This window comes from Limnofasciculus baicalensis BBK-W-15 (assembly GCF_024178385.1).
Classification (GTDB): Bacteria; Cyanobacteriota; Cyanobacteriia; order Cyanobacteriales; family Coleofasciculaceae; genus Limnofasciculus; species Limnofasciculus baicalensis.
This window is the reverse complement of record NZ_JAMZMM010000112.1, coordinates 1-16,675: the sequence shown is the minus strand read 5'-3', so window position 1 is coordinate 16,675 and position 16,675 is coordinate 1. Positions and strand designations below refer to the sequence as shown.

The window sequence follows — 16,675 nt, the reverse complement described above, 5'->3', positions numbered from 1 at the left end:
CTTACTCCCTACTCCCTACTCCCCACTCTCCAATTAATAATATGGTTCGCCTAAACAAGAAATTGCTACTCCCAGAATAGACCCAACAATAACCTGAAAAGGTGTATGTCCAAGTAATTCCTTGAGGCGAGCTTCGTTAAACTTTTGATCTCCTTGAAAAAACTCATCAATAATTTGGTTTAAAATACGAGCTTGCTTCCCCGCCGCCTGACGGACACCAGCCGCATCATACATGACAATAATAGCAAAAATCGTAGCCAGGGCAAACTCGGGAGAATCCCATCCTACAGTTTGCCCTACCCCAGCAGCGAGTGATGAAACGAGTGCAGAATGGGCACTAGGCATTCCCCCTGTTGTAACAAGAGTGCGGAAGTTAAATTTTCGTTCTTTGGTTAATTCAACTACCAGCTTGAGTAATTGAGCCACCAAACAAGCAACGAGTGCAACCAGCAGTACCTGATTGTTTAATATATTGCCAAATTCCTGCATACTGTTTTAATTGGTTATTGGTTGTTGGTTATTGGTTGTTGGTTGTTGGTTGTTAGTTGTTGATTGTTGGTTGTTAGTTGTTGGTTGTTGGCTGTTGGTTGTTGGCTAATTTTTAATTATTTATTTTCCTAATTCGCTTATTGCGTTAACCTTTAGCTTATTCCTTTTTCTTGTCCAAATAAACAAATAACCAACAACAAATAACCAACAACAAATAACTAACAACTAACAACAAATAACTAATGATTACGATTTGTGATATAATCTGCGATCGCAATTAGGGGTTGAGCCTTTTGACCAAAGGGTTTGAGTTGAGCTTTCGCGTCTTCTACTCGTTGTTGTGCTTTGGCTTTAGACACCTCAAGTCATCGATCCTCATGTCAGGTGACCTAACAATTTTACGAGGCTTGGGGTCATTTTGAGTGGGTTCTTGTATAGCTCAAAACAGTATTCTCTAACAATATCGCCACAGTCATCGGTCCGACACCGCCGGGAACGGGGGTAATATATTCGGCAATGTCTCTTACTGTATCAAATTCCACGTCTCCTACTAGACGCGAATTACCCTCAGCATCGGTGATACGATTGATTGCCACATCAATGACTACGGCTTTTGGCTTCACCATATCAGGAGTAATCAAGTTAGGGTGTCCGACAGCAGGTATTAGGATATCAGCATTACGAGTAATATCGGGGAGATTTTGCGATCGCGAATGGGCTATGGTTACTGTAGCATCTGCTTCTAGCAACATCATTGCCATGGGTTTCCCCACTAAAATACTGCGCCCTATCACCACTGCCTGTTTCCCTGTCACATCAATTTGGTACTCCTGCAACAGGCGCATCACTCCCGCAGGCGTACAACTGCGCAATCCCGCTTCTCCCCGCATTAAACGCCCCAGATTCACAGGATGCAATCCATCAACATCTTTATCCGGATGAATTTGGTGGAGTAGAGTAACAGAGTTTAAATGGTTGGGTAGGGGGAGTTGGAGGAGAATTCCATCTACTCTCTCATCTTCATTCAGGGCGTGAATCGTTTCCTCTAATTCAACCTGAGAAGTATGAGCGGGAAAATGACGACCAAAGGAAGCAATCCCCACATTAGCACAGGCACGCTCTTTGTTGCGGACATAAGCTGCACTGGCGGGATTATCACCCACCATGATTACGGCTAATCCTGGTGGGCGTTGGTTTGCTGAGGTGAGTTGTTCGACTTGTGCTTTGAGTTGAGTTTGAATCTTTTGGGCGAGGGTTTTGCCGTCGAGTAATTTAGCAGAATTCATTGGGGAAGGGGGAAAAGGGAAAGAGGTTATTGAGGTTAGTGTAATTGACAGGATAACAAACTTTGAGATTGAGGGGAAATATGGGCAACGGATGTAGTAACGGATGTAGCGGATGTAATCAAACCCACATTCTAGTTAATCTTTCGTTGATAAATCAATTCTTAGTTCTAACTTTTCCAGTTTCTCCAATCTCCGGCGGTAACACTTCCAAATCCATCCCCGCGATATCTAATTCTTCCCACTTTTCTTCTTTTGCTTGGGCGATGATTTGCTGCGCTTTCTCGTTTGTCATGACTGTTATTTTTGTAGAAGTGCTTTTTTGGACTTCTAATCGCTAATGGCTAATCGCTAATAGTAGAACCAAAAAAATTCACAATTTACAATTAGCAATTAGCGATTAGCAATTAACCATTTAAGCAACTCATTGGATTATAACTAGCAACTTGGGTTAAGATAACTGATCCGACTCCTTAGCTTTACCCTCCTAGCGCCCGATTTCAACATCTTCCAGGATACCGAGGGCATCAGGAACTAGGACAGCCGCTGAGTAGTAGGCAGTGATGAGGTAGGAAATAATCGCCTTTTCACTGGTATCCATCAATCTAACAGACAAACTCGGTTGGTATTCGTCAGGAATCCCAGTTTGGTGCAAACCAATCACGCCCTGATCTTCTAACCCAGTCCGCAACACTAAGATAGAACTGGTTTGGTTTTTGGTAATCGGGATCTTATTACAGGGAAGAATTGGTACATTGCGCCAAGTAATAATCTTGCTCCCATCCATATCGATAGTATCTGGATAGATGCCCCTGCGATTGCACTCCCTACCAAAGGCGGCAATAGTGCGAGGATGGGCTAGGAATAACCTCGGTTTCCGCCGCCGGGTGATGAGTTCATCCATATCATCGGGGGTAGCCGGACCGCTGCGAGTATGAATGCGCTGTTTGAGGTCAGCATTATGCAGCAACCCGAATTCGCGGTTGTTGATTAGTTCGTGTTCTTGACGTTCCCGTAATGCCTCAATAGTCAGACGCAACTGTTGTTCCGTCTGATTCATTGGTTCATTGTACAAATCCGCCACACGAGTATTCACTCGCAATACAGTCTGAGCAATGCTTAACGGATATTCCCTGGGGGAGAGTTCGTAATCAACAAAGGTTCCCGGCAACGCCGTCTCTGGGCTATGACTGGAGGATAGCGCAATTAAAGCTTCGCCATATTTGTTTTGTGGTTGGGCGGCGCGAGTCCTAAACTGTTCAACCTGAGCCTGCAATGCCTCCGACTGATTGAGCAATTCCGGAAATGCCTGTTGTGGTAGTGACAATACTATGCACCGAGTCACAGCCTTCACTGTGAACTTCCAAGTGCTTTCTGACTCCACCAACACCTGATCGCCAAAATGGTCGCCGTCTGCCAGTATATCCAACAACTGCGGCTCTTCATACTTGCCAGCCACCAACTTGTTCGCCTTGCCATGAGCAATTGAGAACAGCCTATCCGCTGCTTGACCTGACTGGACTATAATATCCCCAGGTGCAAACTCTTGTTGCACAAACCTACTTGCCAAGGCATTCAACACCCCGGTGTCATCAAACCCTCGCAGCAATGGCAACTGACAAAGTTCCTGGGGAATCACCTGGACTGCCGCTCCAGTATTGGTAAACGTCAACCGCCCATCAGCCACAGTATAGGTCAACCGACGATTTACCCGATAAGTGCCACCTTGTGTCTGTACCCAGGGCAACATCTTCAACAACCACCGCGAGGTAATTTCCTGCATCTGCGGCGCAGATTTGGTTGTCGTTGCCAAATTCCTGGCGGCAGGGGTACTCAAACTCAGTTGGGGTTGTCCGCTCTCAGGAGCCAAACCCGAATCATTAGAATATGTCATTGCCTCATCCTCTAGTTACTGACAAAAATACCCGCTCCCATAGACATCTCCATTAGACATCTCCGAAAAATAAGGTAAAAGGCAGGCAGGATGCCTGCCCTACAATGGTTTTTGGAGATGTCTAATAGAATAATTAGGCGTTGTCCGAAACTCTTGTCAAGACGTTGCTGTGCAACGTCTCCAGGTTCTTTGAAAGGACAGCAACGTCTTGAGATTCTTTGAAAGGAGATGTCTAATCGGTGAGAGGTTAAGGCGATCGCGCTTTGGTCAAGAATTACTAGTTTTTTGTAGGGTGGGCATTCCCCTGGAGAAGTTGAAAAGCTGATGATGAAGTTAGTGGGGAGTGCCCACCCTACCGTTATTGAAACTGGTGCAAGATCTGAGTTATAAAGCTTTTGCTACACATTAACCTCTCAGAACCAATTAACGCCCGATTTCCACATCTTCGAGGATGCCAAGTGCGTCAGGAACTAGGACGGCTGCGGAGTAGTAGGCAGTGATCAAGTAGGAGATAATCGCTTGTTCGCTGATACCCATGAAGCGGACGGACAAGCTAGGTTGGTATTCGTCAGGGATACCAGTTTGATGTAAGCCGATTACGCCTTGTTTTTCCAAACCAGTACGCATCAACATGATCGAGCTAGTGCGGTTCTTGCCGACGGGAATCTTATTGCAGGGGAAAATGGGTACGCCGCGCCAAGCTGTTACCTGAGCGCCGTTCATATCAATGCTGGTGGGATAGACACCCACACGGTTGCATTCCCGACCGAAAGCTGCGATTGTCCGGGGGTGAGCCAGGAAGAATCCAGGTTCCTTCCATACTGTTGCCAGTAATTCGTCCATATCATCCGGGGTGGGTGCGCCACCACTGGCTTGAATGCGCTGTTTGAGGTCAGCATTGTGCAACAACCCAAATTCGGGGTTGTTGATCATTTCGTGTTCTTGACGTTCCCGTAATGCTTCGACAGTCAGACGCAATTGTTGCTCTGTCTGGTTATAGGGTTCGTTGTACAAATCCGCAATCCGGGTACTTACGCGCAACACAGTTTGAGCGATGCTCAATTCGTATTCCCGTGGGGACATTTCGTAATCAACGAAGGTTCCGGCTAATGGAGTTTCTCCAGCATGACCTGTTGTCACTTCAATGGCAGCTTCACCGTTGTCAGTCTGTGGCTGACTGAGGAGAGCGCGGAATTTGTCAACCTGAGTTCTCAACGCTTCAGATTGACCCATCAACTGTTCAAAAGTTTGTTGGGGCAGCGACAAGACGATGGTTCTGGTCATCGCCTTCAGGGTGTATTGCCAAGTGTCATCAGACTCCACCACGGTTTCATCACCGCAATGGTCACCATTGGATAGCACATCTAGCACGATTTCCTCGCCATACTTGCCAGGAGCAATCTTGTTAACCTTACCATGAGCTACCAGGATGATCCGATCTGCTGACTGACCAAATTGGACAATTGTGTCTCCAGCGGCATATTCTTGCTGAACAAACTGGTTAGCCAAAGCGGTCAAGACATCAACGTTGTCGAAGCCTCGCAGTAAGGGCAATTCAGTCAGTTCTTGAGGAATCACCTGCACGGCTGCGCCAGTGTTAGTGAAAGTGACTCGTCCATCACCCACGGTATAGGTTAACCGACGGTTAACGCGATATACACCACCTTTGGTTTGCACCCAGGGCAACAGTTTTAATAGCCACCGGGATGTAATTTCCTGCATTTGGGGTGCAGATTTGGTCGTCGTCGCCAAATTTTTGGCAGCAGCAGTACCCAAACTTAGCTGGGGCTGTTGACCTTCTACCTCTGGATTGCGATCGCTGGAATATGTCACAAGTTAGTCCTCCAATTTCTAGTTACTGAAAACCAAACTAATCTTACTTCAAGACTGCTCACACAGGAATTCAAAGCAGCAAAATTTATTCTCCCACAGAAAGATCAAACTTCAGCAGTCTCAGATGATGGCGTGCCAATCTTTGCCGCCGAAGTCCCTAGCCCATTGATGATGCCAACCAACTGTGTTGACGAAATAGCCTTCTCGATCAGTATGGACTGAATGCTCCCCTCACCAGTTTTAGATGATGGCGTGCCAATCTTTGCCGCCGAAGTCCCTAGCCCATTGATGATGCCAACCAACTGTGTTGACGAAATAGCTTTCTCGGTAGGTATGGACAGAATCCTGACTTCATCAGTCTTAGATGATGGCGTGCCAATCCGTGCCGCCGAAGTCCCTAGCCCATTGAGGACACCAATCAACAGTTTTTCTACTTCTGCGGGGGCTGGGGAGTCTATAGTTGTAGGGGCATTGAACAGGTTTCTTGGACTTGGGTCGCGTCCAAATTCAGATTCTTTATAGCATCTGGCTCCCACGTGCCATTTGAGCATACCACACATCATGAACTGTAGTTGTTCGACATATCCAAATAGCTTCTCGCGAGTACTTATGTCTAGGTTGAAGTCATCACAGAGGTCTGGTAGTTCAGTAGCAACGATGTGTTCAAACTCACGCACCCTTGCCGTAATCAGGTTGTTGACAATCTCAACAGACTGGGCTACATCACAGTCAAGAAAATGCTGAGTTACCAACACGCCATTGGAGACTATGCCTTCGGATTCCATTTCTTTCTGATAGGAAACGATGTCGTTGGTTAAACCAACAACATCGCCAGCCGCTTTGTACAGGCTACACATAGATGGAGTGTCATAAAGTTCAGGGGGTGTTTTGTCGCTCTGGTTCAGGAGCATCAACAAATCAAAACCAACTGTATTAAAGCGTGTCTCTATGTAATCGATTGGGTCTGGGATGCGATTCTGTATCTGGTTGTCGAGTTGCCACACCCAACTTTTAAACATTTTGGCCATGTCGCAGCGCATCTGCTGCTTTCTTTCGGGAGACACAGAAGCAGCCATGCGCTGCCATAGATCGGCCAAGCCACGTTCCGATGGGTTGGTTGGCATCGCGATCGGTACAGAATCGCTAGAGATCAATGCCAACAGACGAGCAAGGAACAGTTTTCCCCCTACTATGTCGCGGGTAGCTAAGTAGCGTCCATCAAAGTAACCATCGGTATAGATACCCCAAACATTGCATTTTGTCGTCAGATCATACACAGCATGGGAAGCTTTCGGATAGATTAACGCACACATCAACGCTGTATCGATAGCATCGAACTTATCTTCATCCCAGAAACTGATACCAGGAATCCCGATCATTCCCATTTCGTATGCCCATTCCTTAGAAATCCGTAGCCCTTCCTCTAGATGAGGATTCAACTCTGTAGAAAAAGGCATATAAAATTCTGGGAACGTAATTGCCCCTACAGTCTGGAAAGGAACATAATTATAGGTTCTCACCCTTAATCCCATGGCAGAGGGAGATAAGCCCGCACGTGCCATCGCAGTATTTAAACGCTTGGTAACAATTTGTGCTTCATCTTGCTCCGATTCGACTGGTAGGTATCGACCACCGGGTCTAATAGCCCACTCCAACTCCCCTGCCATCCAGTCTTGGAGTGCTTTCACATAGCGCAAAACCTGTTGGCGCGCCGCACCATCGAGCCCGCATTCATCCATTGCTGGATAGAGTTCCACACTCAGCGTGTTTTCAAACTGGTACAGTCGCGAGGTGGCAAGGTCATTGACCAAGTTCACGGCTGTCTGCAAATCAGTATTCAGAAAGTGCTGCAAGACAACTACACAATTGTTGACCTTGCCATCGTCAATGTCATGATGATATGAGAGAATGTCGTTCCACAGAGCACCTCTGTCTGCGTAGGTGTCGTTTAGTACGCGGATAGTCCTCGTGTCATAGATCTCTGGGGGGATCTCAGATGCCAAGGAGTGTTCCACCAAATCCGCAGCCCAAGACATCCCGCTTAACTTACGGCGTAGTATGATATATTCAACTGGATCTAGTATCCGCTCTTTGTTCTTGCTTGTTTTTAAAAGTTCTTGTCGGCTGGCTTCTGCCATCACTAGGATGTGTTCAATATATCTTTGTCGCCACTGTTCAGACATAGTAGGCGCGGTACGAGGCCACAAATCGACTAGAGAAAACTCTGGTGGGTTCTGGGGTTCTGGTATGGGTGTGTTTAGATCAGTGGGCATAAAAGATAGCAGTCGAGAGAGGTAGGCATTGGCCTGTTCCATATCTGAACTTCCACGCTCGAATGTTTGAGCGAAATAGTCATCGATAAACCACCCCCAAATATACCAATCAGTGATCAAGTTCAACTCAGGCGCAGGTGCATCAGGATGAGTGGCGGCAGCAAAGGCTGCAAAATCCATCCTATCAAAAGTTTTCTCATCCCAGACTGCATCCTCACCCGCTCCAAGGATACCCACCATATAAGCCCACTCCTTGCAGTGTACACGCGCACCCTCTAGGTTGGGGTTCACGCGGGCTGACCAAGGCATATAAAAATCCGGTAATGCAAAGTGTTGCATAATTTGCGTTTAACCTGCTCTTAAGTTTTTTTGCTCTGTTGTGCTTTGTGGGTAGATGCCGAGGCAGTGGCACTCCCAACCGAAGCCTGCAATAGTGCAGGGGTTGGTCAGAAGGAACCCAAAGCAGCAAGGTCTATTCTCCTATACAAGCAGTTGATCTGATTCAGATTTAGCGATTATATAAGTTTCTGTGCGATCGCACCCAGACAATGATTAAATGAAATTTAGATTTGTGGCGATCGCTACTGTCCAAGTTGGTTCGATCGACCCGAATAAATCAAAGTATCCTAAGTCATATTAAGTATAAGAGAGCAAGGGATGATATTTGCAGCAACAGAAACGGATTCGTCCCAACCAGAATCCACTTTCGATTTATCTACTTACCTAGTCAAACATAAAAAGGCGATCAATCTAGCTCTAGATAGTGCGCTACCCGTCATCTACCCAGAAAAAATTTACGAAGCCATGCGCTACTCGCTCCTAGCAGGTGGCAAGCGGCTGCGCCCCATCCTCTGTTTGGCTAGTTGCGAATTGGCTGGTGGTACTGCCGAAATGGCAATGCCCACGGCTTGCGCTGTGGAAATGATCCACACCATGTCGCTGATTCACGATGATTTGCCAGCAATGGACAATGATGACTATCGGCGCGGCAAACTGACTAACCACAAAGTCTACGGCGAAGATATCGCTATTTTGGCTGGCGATGGTTTGTTGAGCTATGCTTTTGAATTTATCGCCAGTAAAACTGAGAATGTACCCCCTCAGCAGGTGTTGCAGGTAATTGCCCATTTAGCGCGGGCATCGGGCGCTCCTGGACTTGTAGGAGGTCAGGTGGTTGACTTAGAATCAGAAGGATTAAAAGATGTTTCTCTAGAAACTTTGAATTACATTCACGCTCACAAAACTGGCGCAGTGTTAGAATCCTGTGTGGTTTGTGGGGCAATTCTGACTGGGGCTTCTCCTGGGGATTTGCAGCGGTTTTCCCGTTTCGCTAAAAATATTGGCTTGGCTTTCCAGATTATTGATGACATTCTGGATATTACTGCTACTGCTGAAGAACTTGGTAAAACTGCTGGCAAAGATGTTCAAGCTGGAAAGGTAACTTATCCAAGTTTGTGGGGAATCGAGGAGTCAAAGCGTCAAGCTTCACAACTGATTGTTGAGGCTAAGGAGCAATTGGCAGTGTTTGGGAATAAAGCTCAAGCGCTATTGGCAATCGCCGATTATATTATCAGCCGCAGTAACTAGAAATTAGCATTGACAGAAAAAATGGGCAACGGATGGGGTAACGGATGTAACGGATGAGTGAAGTATTCCTGCCACAGTTAAACTATAAACTAGATCCACTGCTAAATCAGCTACCCCATCCGTTACATCCGTTACATCCGTTACATCCGTTATCAAATCCGTTGCCAAATCCGTTGCCAAATCTGCTACTACCAATTCCCAGGTTTCCACAAGTATTTAGCAACTTGAGTCTGCCAACCTTGTAAAGACTTCGGCGGCAAGATACGCTTATATTCTAACCGAGAGCGCCCAAAATTTAATAACAATCCCACCTGAGCTTGTGTCGCACCTAAATAGGCAATAACCTGAGCAATTTCATCATCTCCCATTTGATGAGATACTGCTTTATCTTCTACAACCACACATTCATTAACCCAATGATCGAGGTATAGCCTACCCAACCAGATTTCACCATCATAAATTTCAAGACGATATTCTTCTGGACAAATTAAACCATCCTTAAGCATTTCTGCTGTCAGCGCTTTTTGATAATGTTTTTCTCTCAAACCTCTTTGGGTGCGACGATGTACCCTCATTGCTGCCCCAATAATGCGGTATGTGATATCTTGATGAGGGAGGCTGGAGGTATTCATCATAGAGTAGTAACGGATTTGATAATGGTTTTTTCGGATGAAAGAATGTAATAATATAAGTCTCTGTTTGCTACTTTTAATTGACTGGCAAATCTAGTGAGACTCTACTCTATCTACATAATTCCCTGGAGTCCAGACAAAATAACAGTTTTGAGTATAATTAGCCTCAGCGTGTCAGAAAGCAGATAAATCAATAGTTTGGCAACGGATTTGATAACGGTTTTTTCAGATGGAGGAAATCCGTTACCCCATCCGTTACATCCGTTACCCCATCCGTTGCCCCATGATCTCACGTAATTCCCGCATAGCCACACCAGTACCCCTATCTCTTGCGGCTTGGAGACATTGATTAATCATCTCCTGTAAGTCAATTTCCGGGAAATAACGACTATTCCTTTGCAACTGACTTTCCGTAAAAAACCTAATTAACCAAACTGGAAATCATGTTAGAACAAAAACTAGAACAAATACAAACAATATTTACGGAAATGGAACAAGCATTAATTGCCTATTCCGGCGGAATCGATAGCACTCTAGTCGCTAAAATTGCATCTGATATTTTAGGCAATCGCGCTTTAGCTATCACGGCTGAATCTCCATCTCTATTACCAGAAGATTTAGAAGATGCCCGCATCCAAGCCGCAGCAATCGGGATTTCCCACGAAATAGTTCAAACCCATGAAATTGATAATCCTAATTACACCTCAAATCCCGTTAATCGTTGTTATTTCTGCAAAAGCGAACTCCACGACACCCTCAAACCCATCGCCCTACAACGGGGATATCCTTATGTAGTAGATGGAGTGAATGCGGATGATTTAGGAGACTATCGCCCCGGAATTCAGGCGGCAAAAGAAAGAGGGGCGCGATCGCCTTTAGCAGAAGTTGGTATAACTAAAATGGAGGTACGCCAATTATCAAAACAATTAGGATTGCCTTGGTGGGATAAACCCGCCCAGCCTTGTTTAAGCTCTCGTTTCCCTTATGGCGAAGAAATTACTATTCCTAAGCTACAAAGAGTAGGGCGTGCAGAAATTTATTTGCGCAAGTTAGGTTTAACTAATCTGAGGGTACGCTCAACAGGAGATACGGCGCGGATTGAGTTGCCTTCAGAGGTAATTAAGGAGTTTATTTTAACAACAGATTTACCTAGTTTGGTATCTATATTTCAGGATTTCGGCTTTGTCTATGTTACTTTAGATTTAGAAGGGTTTCAGAGTGGAAAATTAAATCGGGTTTTGACAGCTAATATCGTCTCATGAAATATACTTCAATCGCTAAAAACTCCATCTGTAGGGTGCGTTACGGCGAAGCCTAACGCGCCTGATAAAATACAGCAGTTGTCAGGCAGATAAACCCGGTTTCTCAAAGAAACCGGGTTTATAGGGTGTACTTTATAAACAATCTTATCTAATAGTTTTCCATTTAATTAGCTCAATCTACCTACTAATAATTGTTATAATTCAGCAGTTTATTTCACAAAAACACTGAGCATAACCCAACCCAATAAATAATAATGTCCCACACACCTTAAACCCGCTACTCTCCCAAATTCCTCTCGTCGAGCAGGGCTATAAAATCTAATTCCATTAGGAGAAAAAGGAATAAAATTAATCTCATTTTCATCCCTACCTTTATAATCAACTAAATGAAACCGCCCCCCAACCCGCAAAACCCGACTAACCTCCATAAAAACCTCTTGAGGATTAGGGTAATGGAGGAAACTAATAGTATTAAAAACTCCATCAAATTGCCCCTCAGCAAAAGGCATAGACTCAGCATTACCCTGTTTATAAATAACTCGTTCCCGATGCTGATTCCGTAATCTAGCTTGACGGAGCATTTCCGCAGATAAATCTAAACCAATTCCCTTAAGAGTAGGAAATTCATTAGCAAAGCGATGCAATAAACGCCCTGTACCGCAACCTAAATCCAGGATATATGGATTTTCAGGTAATTCAACATAATCTAGCAACCTTTTGTGGAGAGATTGATAGATTATTGTGGTAAATATTATATCGTAGTTCGGTGCCCAGCGGTCAAAGAAATTTTGTTTTTGGTTAAAGATGTTACTTGTCATAGAGAATGAGAAATGGGGAATAGTTATAGTAGTCAATCTGTAGGGTGCATTACGGCAAAGCCTAACGCACCATCCACACTACGATATGAGTAGCCTGGCTCCGTAAGTCCTGAGTTATTGTGGAGTAGCCGATTTGTTGTAAATTCGGAGAACATCTCAACTAAACTATAACACTAGTCAGGATGAAAATCACCAAACAACCGTTAATGTGGCAAGTTGGATTGATATTATTCGCTGGAATCATTGCTATTTCAACATCGGCAATTTTTATTCGTTTAGCGATTACCTCAGCCAAAGTCAGTGGGATAGGATTTAGCCTATTCCTCTCAGCTTCTCGTCTGACTATTGCCTCCCTATTACTAATACCAGCTTGGCGAAATTTCCATTCAATTCCACTAACTCCGGGCGCTTTACGCTATGGAGTCGCAGCAGGAATTTGTCTGGCTTTACATTTTGCCACCTGGATTACCTCCCTTTCCTTCACTTCAATTACAGCATCTACTACTTTAGTGGCAACTAATCCTATCTGGGTAGCCTTACTTTCTTGGTTTTGGTATAAAGAAAAACTAACTAAAATAACAGTATTAGGCATTAGCATCGCTTTTATGGGCGGTTTGTTAATTTCTATGGGGAATCAAGAAACAGTCAATGTAGTAAAGAACCCCCTATTAGGTAATTTTCTAGCACTAGTAGGCGCTTTTATGAATAGTTTATACCTCCTTTTCGGTAAAGAAGCACAGCGCCGGGGACTAGGAATTGGGAGTTATGTGGCAGTTGCCTACAGCACGGGGGCATTGGTACTTTTACCTTTACCTTTAGTTTTCGGTGTCAACTACTTTAGTTATCCAAATTCAGTTTACTTTTACGTCCTCTTGACAGCTATTTTACCACAAATGGTAGGACATACCAGTTTTAATTGGGCGATGCGCTACTTGTCTCCTACTTTAGTCACTCTTGCTACTTTATGCGAGCCAGTAGGAGCGAGTTTTTTGGGTTATTTTATTTTTCATGAAGTCCCGGGAGTCCATGTTATAGTAGGTGCGATAGTTTTATTGAGTGGGATTGCGATTGCGATTGTTGGCAGTAGAACATAAAATATCAATTACAGGACTTACGCCAAATCTGTCACTAAACTCCATATATAGTAGGGTGCGTTACATAACGCACCCTACAGATAGCATAACTGCATAAGTCCTAAATTAGATAACATATCTAGAAATTAAGTCCCTGTTATCAAGGAGGATTTAGGGGGATCAAAATTGATTGACAAATAATATATTAACTAAACAAGGAAATACGCCATCGTGGAAAATACAAATAACATAAAATTAGATGAATTAGATCCTGAATTAATAGGAGAGGATACGATCCATGCTATTCATAACCTAGCCTCAGATGACAAAAACGTCCGTAGCGATGCGTTGTTAGATTTATGGAATATGACTTGGCATCAGGGAGATTTATCTTGGTCAGCCTCTATTGTTGTACCATTCTTGCTGCAACGCTTGCAAAAAGAATCAGACACAGGTCTACTGTACAACATATTAATTGATTTGGCACACCTTGCTACAGGAAGTTCCCCCTCTTACGCACGGAAAGACTTGCCCATGTATCAGGATATCAGTAATACATATGTCTGGCTATTCTCAGCAATAGTACGCCTTTAGAGACTAGATTTTTTCAAGAGGTACTGAATTCTAATGAAAGGGATATTGTGAAACTTTCTGCGGCAATTGCATTTGCATATATTGCTGGCAAAACTATGCCTAACAATGCTTTTAACTTCCTTCTTCACCTGATTGCCAAGCCCAACTTATTCGCCACACTATCCGCTCACTATGAAAACCCAATGGCAACAGCTCATCACTTATTATTAATTGACTTCTTAACTAGACTTAATCGCAAGCAAATGGCGGAATTAATTTTAACTATAGCTCAACAGCCAAAGGAAATACGTGACAATTATTTGGTAGCAGACTTACAGGAGATTGCTGGCAGATAAACTACATCAGAGAAACCCGGTAACTTCGGCGAAACCGGGTTTCTCTGATAAAATTATTAGCTATTAGCCATGAGCCATGAGCCACTAGCCATTAGCAATCTGGATTAACTAGAAACCGTTGTCGATGCCACCTCAGTCTTAGCTGAAAATCTCTGGGTAATCCAAGCAGTCAAAATGTGAGATAATAATCCCAATGGTCCAGCAAATAAACAGAAAGCCAAGGAATGAATAGTCCAAACACCACTCCGTTGTCCTTCCCAATAAATCCAACGTCCGACAAATAAATCCATTGCCAAAAAGTGAACCCATCCCGTCGCTGCTACATTTTCATCCGCAAAGAATTGGGCAATATCAGCTAACTGAGGATTAGACAATGCCGCAACAGATTCCGGTGTAATACTATTTACAAACAAATAGATATACAAAAAAGCCAATGCCACAAAAGGCAAATAGGATTCCATTACCCGCCGCGTAACCCCCCAATTTGGGACAAGAATCATCATCGCCCAAAAAGGTAAAACGAAAATATTGGCGTTATCGAATAGTTGACTAATTGTCATAGAATTGAGTGTTTGTGGTTAAAGTATTAGGACTTACGCACAGCTTCTATCTGTAGGGTGTGTTAGCGGAGCGTAACGCACCATCAACAGTATCAGTAGCTTGACTCCATAAGTCCTAAGTATGAACGATCTTCAATATATATGATAGAATGGTAGTCTAAGTAAATTCAAACATGAGAACTCGAACAACTATCATCCCTATGGCAAAAATCGATCTAAAGCAGCCTTCAATTCTTCAATTTCTACCTCAATATTTCCTTCTTTAGCAGCACGAGAAATACATTCTGTCAAATGTTCATCTAGAATAATCCGGGCAACTCGACTCAATGCGCCTCGTACTGCTGCAATTTGTACCAATACATCAGGACAAGGACGACTTTCCTGTACCATAGTCTTAATCCCTCGCACATGTCCCTCAATTCGAGACAACCGATTAACAATTCGCTGGAGAGATTCTGCATCGTGAACATGAGGGTGTGGAGAGTGTCCATCGCCATGATGATGGTGGCTAATATTAAAATCTACCCCCAAGTCATATTCATCTTGTCCAGATAAGGGAAAAGTTTCATTCGCCAATGGTTATTACTCCAATTTTGTTTAGTCTCTTCTTGTGGATCTTAGTCTAAAATAGAGAATATTGGGTGTAATTGAAAGATCAAATATACAAATTATAAAATTAAACATCTAGGCTCTCAAGTCTAAGATATTAGAAGCCCAACTCTTAATAAATGCTATGGAATTAAAAAAAATTGCCTTATTACTACGCCAAATTAATACTTATTTACTCCCTCTCCTGCTAGGTGTACTCCTAACGATTGGCGTTTATCAGATTCTCCCATCTCAGGCAAATCCAGTACCAACAACCTCCAGAGAAACACCAACTTTACTGGCACAAAGACAGCTAATCCCTGACTCCCCTAGTAGTTTTGTCACCGCTGCTGTCAAACGAGTAGGACCAGCAGTAGTGCGGATTAATACGGAACGCACCATAACCCGCCGCATTAATCCATTATTGGAGGATTCCTTTGCTAAAGAATTTTTCACAGCGGAAGATTTAGCCCAAATCCCCCAAGAAAGACGACTGCGAGGTCAAGGCTCGGGGTTTATTATTGATAAGAGTGGGATTATTCTTACCAATGCCCATGTGGTTGATAGGGCAGATAAAGTAACAGTTATTCTCAAAGATGGAAGGCAGTTTGATGGCAAAGTTCTAGGAGTAGATGAAGTTACCGACTTAGCCGTTGTCAAAATTAATGGACAAAATTTGCCAGTAGCGCCGTTAGGAGATTCTAGTAAAATTGAAGTTGGGGATTGGGCGATCGCAGTTGGTAACCCATTAGGATTAGATAATACAGTAACACTGGGTATTATCAGCACCCTGCAACGTTCAAGTACAGCAGCAGGTATTCCTGACAAGCGCATCGACTTTATTCAAACCGATGCTGCGATTAATCCCGGTAATTCTGGTGGTCCCTTGTTAAACGCACGAGGAGAAGTAATTGGCATTAACACTGCCATTCGTGTTGATGCGATGGGGATTGGCTTTGCCATTCCGATTAACAAAGCCAAAGAGATTTCCAGCAAATTAGCCCGAGGAGAAAAAGTCACCCATGCCTATATTGGCATTCGCATGACAACCCTCACCCCTGAAATAGCACGAGAGAATAATAGGGATTCTAACTCATCATTGAGTCTGCCAGAAGTGAATGGAGTTTTAGTACTACAAGTATTACCAAACTCCCCAGCACAAGCAGCAGGATTGCGAAAGAGAGATGTGATTACTCAAATAGATGGTAAATCGGTTACCACTGCCGATCAATTACAGCGGATAGTTGAGGATAGTAGTATAGATCGAGTATTACAGCTCCAGGTGCAGCGTGGAGATCAAACCAAAACAATTTCTGTCCGCACTGGGGAATTGCAAGATGCAACTTAGTTACTCTTTGAAGATCGCACTATTCTAAATTATGTGAGGTACAAAGAAACCCGGTTTCTCAAAGAAACCGGGTTTCTGAGGCGTACTTCATAAACCTGCAATCTGC

The 16,675-nt window shown here is 43.9% G+C and carries 18 protein-coding genes; 6 read left to right on the top strand and 12 right to left on the bottom strand.

From position 1 onward, the window contains the following. Positions 1 to 33 precede the first annotated feature (33 nt). The 6 genes from NJ959_RS13020 to NJ959_RS12995 all read right to left on the bottom strand — a co-directional run bounded on the left by NJ959_RS13020 (position 34) and on the right by NJ959_RS12995 (position 8,111). A complete protein-coding gene (locus tag NJ959_RS13020; RefSeq protein WP_254012182.1) occupies positions 34 to 489 on the bottom strand; it encodes a divergent PAP2 family protein in 456 nt (151 codons plus the stop codon). A gap of 413 nt (positions 490 to 902) precedes the next feature. Next, positions 903 to 1,775: a bifunctional methylenetetrahydrofolate dehydrogenase/methenyltetrahydrofolate cyclohydrolase FolD gene (gene folD, locus NJ959_RS13015; protein WP_254012181.1), complete on the bottom strand. Its 873-nt coding sequence runs from the start codon at positions 1,773 to 1,775 to the stop codon at positions 903 to 905. 154 nt (positions 1,776 to 1,929) lie between these two features. After that, a complete protein-coding gene (locus tag NJ959_RS13010; RefSeq protein WP_254012180.1) occupies positions 1,930 to 2,067 on the bottom strand; it encodes a hypothetical protein in 138 nt (45 codons plus the stop codon). 192 nt (positions 2,068 to 2,259) lie between these two features. After that, positions 2,260 to 3,666 (bottom strand): family 2B encapsulin nanocompartment shell protein, encoded by a 1,407-nt coding sequence (locus NJ959_RS13005; RefSeq protein WP_254012179.1) that lies wholly within the window; start codon positions 3,664 to 3,666, stop codon positions 2,260 to 2,262. A 423-nt stretch (positions 3,667 to 4,089) separates the two neighbouring features. Further along, a complete protein-coding gene (locus tag NJ959_RS13000; protein WP_254012178.1) occupies positions 4,090 to 5,499 on the bottom strand; it encodes a family 2B encapsulin nanocompartment shell protein in 1,410 nt (469 codons plus the stop codon). Between the two features lie 104 nt (positions 5,500 to 5,603). Continuing rightward, positions 5,604 to 8,111, bottom strand: coding sequence for a terpene synthase family protein (locus NJ959_RS12995; RefSeq protein ID WP_254012177.1), 2,508 nt, complete (start codon positions 8,109 to 8,111; stop codon positions 5,604 to 5,606). Between the two features lie 318 nt (positions 8,112 to 8,429). On the opposite strand from NJ959_RS12995, the gene crtE reads away from it, so the two are divergent. Then, complete coding sequence (gene crtE, locus NJ959_RS12990) at positions 8,430 to 9,359, top strand: geranylgeranyl diphosphate synthase CrtE (protein ID WP_254012176.1); 930 nt, start codon at positions 8,430 to 8,432, stop codon at positions 9,357 to 9,359. A 3-nt stretch (positions 9,360 to 9,362) separates the two neighbouring features. Here the strand turns inward: crtE and NJ959_RS12985 are convergent, their stop codons facing one another. From NJ959_RS12985 to NJ959_RS12975, 3 genes are all read right to left on the bottom strand, one after another. After that, entirely contained in the window at positions 9,363 to 9,569 is a 207-nt protein-coding gene (locus tag NJ959_RS12985; protein ID WP_254012175.1) for a hypothetical protein, read from the bottom strand. Then, positions 9,548 to 9,994 (bottom strand): GxxExxY protein, encoded by a 447-nt coding sequence (locus NJ959_RS12980; RefSeq protein WP_254012174.1) that lies wholly within the window; start codon positions 9,992 to 9,994, stop codon positions 9,548 to 9,550. Before NJ959_RS12980 ends, NJ959_RS12985 begins: the two co-directional genes overlap by 22 nt. A 261-nt stretch (positions 9,995 to 10,255) precedes the next feature. Further along, entirely contained in the window at positions 10,256 to 10,393 is a 138-nt protein-coding gene (locus tag NJ959_RS12975; RefSeq protein WP_254012173.1) for a hypothetical protein, read from the bottom strand. A 41-nt stretch (positions 10,394 to 10,434) separates the two neighbouring features. Between NJ959_RS12975 and larE the strand changes: the two genes are divergently transcribed. Continuing rightward, the gene (gene larE / locus NJ959_RS12970) at positions 10,435 to 11,253 is read left to right on the top strand and encodes an ATP-dependent sacrificial sulfur transferase LarE (protein WP_254012172.1); all 819 of its coding nucleotides are present in this window, start codon (positions 10,435 to 10,437) and stop codon (positions 11,251 to 11,253) included. A gap of 209 nt (positions 11,254 to 11,462) precedes the next feature. On the opposite strand, the gene NJ959_RS12965 is transcribed toward larE, so the two are convergent. Further along, a complete protein-coding gene (locus NJ959_RS12965) occupies positions 11,463 to 12,071 on the bottom strand; it encodes a class I SAM-dependent methyltransferase (protein ID WP_254012171.1) in 609 nt (202 codons plus the stop codon). A gap of 182 nt (positions 12,072 to 12,253) precedes the next feature. Between NJ959_RS12965 and NJ959_RS12960 the strand changes: the two genes are divergently transcribed. The 3 genes from NJ959_RS12960 (at position 12,254) to NJ959_RS12950 (ending at position 14,073) form a co-directional block, all read left to right on the top strand. Then, positions 12,254 to 13,165, top strand: coding sequence for a DMT family transporter (locus tag NJ959_RS12960; RefSeq protein ID WP_254012170.1), 912 nt, complete (start codon positions 12,254 to 12,256; stop codon positions 13,163 to 13,165). Positions 13,166 to 13,375: 210 nt separating this feature from the next. Further along, positions 13,376 to 13,738 (top strand): hypothetical protein, encoded by a 363-nt coding sequence (locus NJ959_RS12955; RefSeq protein WP_254012169.1) that lies wholly within the window; start codon positions 13,376 to 13,378, stop codon positions 13,736 to 13,738. Positions 13,739 to 13,785: 47 nt separating this feature from the next. Further along, positions 13,786 to 14,073 (top strand): hypothetical protein, encoded by a 288-nt coding sequence (locus NJ959_RS12950; protein ID WP_254012168.1) that lies wholly within the window; start codon positions 13,786 to 13,788, stop codon positions 14,071 to 14,073. Between the two features lie 104 nt (positions 14,074 to 14,177). Here the strand turns inward: NJ959_RS12950 and NJ959_RS12945 are convergent, their stop codons facing one another. Both NJ959_RS12945 and NJ959_RS12940 read right to left on the bottom strand, forming a co-directional pair. Next, on the bottom strand, positions 14,178 to 14,633 hold the full coding sequence (locus NJ959_RS12945) for an ABA4-like family protein (RefSeq protein ID WP_254012167.1): 456 nt from the start codon (positions 14,631 to 14,633) through the stop codon (positions 14,178 to 14,180). 198 nt (positions 14,634 to 14,831) lie between these two features. After that, positions 14,832 to 15,209 (bottom strand): metal-sensing transcriptional repressor, encoded by a 378-nt coding sequence (locus NJ959_RS12940; RefSeq protein ID WP_373693655.1) that lies wholly within the window; start codon positions 15,207 to 15,209, stop codon positions 14,832 to 14,834. Positions 15,210 to 15,366: 157 nt separating this feature from the next. On the opposite strand from NJ959_RS12940, the gene NJ959_RS12935 reads away from it, so the two are divergent. Then, positions 15,367 to 16,569, top strand: coding sequence for an HhoA/HhoB/HtrA family serine endopeptidase (locus NJ959_RS12935; protein WP_254012166.1), 1,203 nt, complete (start codon positions 15,367 to 15,369; stop codon positions 16,567 to 16,569). Positions 16,570 to 16,675: the final 106 nt, after the last annotated feature.

Excerpts from the sequence above, each read along its gene's own strand:
- NJ959_RS13020 (WP_254012182.1), bottom strand. The coding sequence starts at position 489 with ATGCAGGAATTTGGCAATATATTAAACAATCAGGTACTGCTGGTTGCA.
- folD (WP_254012181.1), bottom strand. The coding sequence starts at position 1,775 with ATGAATTCTGCTAAATTACTCGACGGCAAAACCCTCGCCCAAAAGATT.
- NJ959_RS13010 (WP_254012180.1), bottom strand. The coding sequence starts at position 2,067 with ATGACAAACGAGAAAGCGCAGCAAATCATCGCCCAAGCAAAAGAAGAA.
- NJ959_RS13005 (WP_254012179.1), bottom strand. The coding sequence starts at position 3,666 with ATGACATATTCTAATGATTCGGGTTTGGCTCCTGAGAGCGGACAACCC.
- NJ959_RS12995 (WP_254012177.1), bottom strand. The coding sequence starts at position 8,111 with ATGCAACACTTTGCATTACCGGATTTTTATATGCCTTGGTCAGCCCGC.
- crtE (WP_254012176.1), top strand. The coding sequence starts at position 8,430 with ATGATATTTGCAGCAACAGAAACGGATTCGTCCCAACCAGAATCCACT.
- NJ959_RS12980 (WP_254012174.1), bottom strand. The coding sequence starts at position 9,994 with ATGATGAATACCTCCAGCCTCCCTCATCAAGATATCACATACCGCATT.
- larE (WP_254012172.1), top strand. The coding sequence starts at position 10,435 with ATGTTAGAACAAAAACTAGAACAAATACAAACAATATTTACGGAAATG.
- NJ959_RS12965 (WP_254012171.1), bottom strand. The coding sequence starts at position 12,071 with ATGACAAGTAACATCTTTAACCAAAAACAAAATTTCTTTGACCGCTGG.
- NJ959_RS12960 (WP_254012170.1), top strand. The coding sequence starts at position 12,254 with ATGAAAATCACCAAACAACCGTTAATGTGGCAAGTTGGATTGATATTA.
- NJ959_RS12945 (WP_254012167.1), bottom strand. The coding sequence starts at position 14,633 with ATGACAATTAGTCAACTATTCGATAACGCCAATATTTTCGTTTTACCT.
- NJ959_RS12935 (WP_254012166.1), top strand. The coding sequence starts at position 15,367 with ATGGAATTAAAAAAAATTGCCTTATTACTACGCCAAATTAATACTTAT.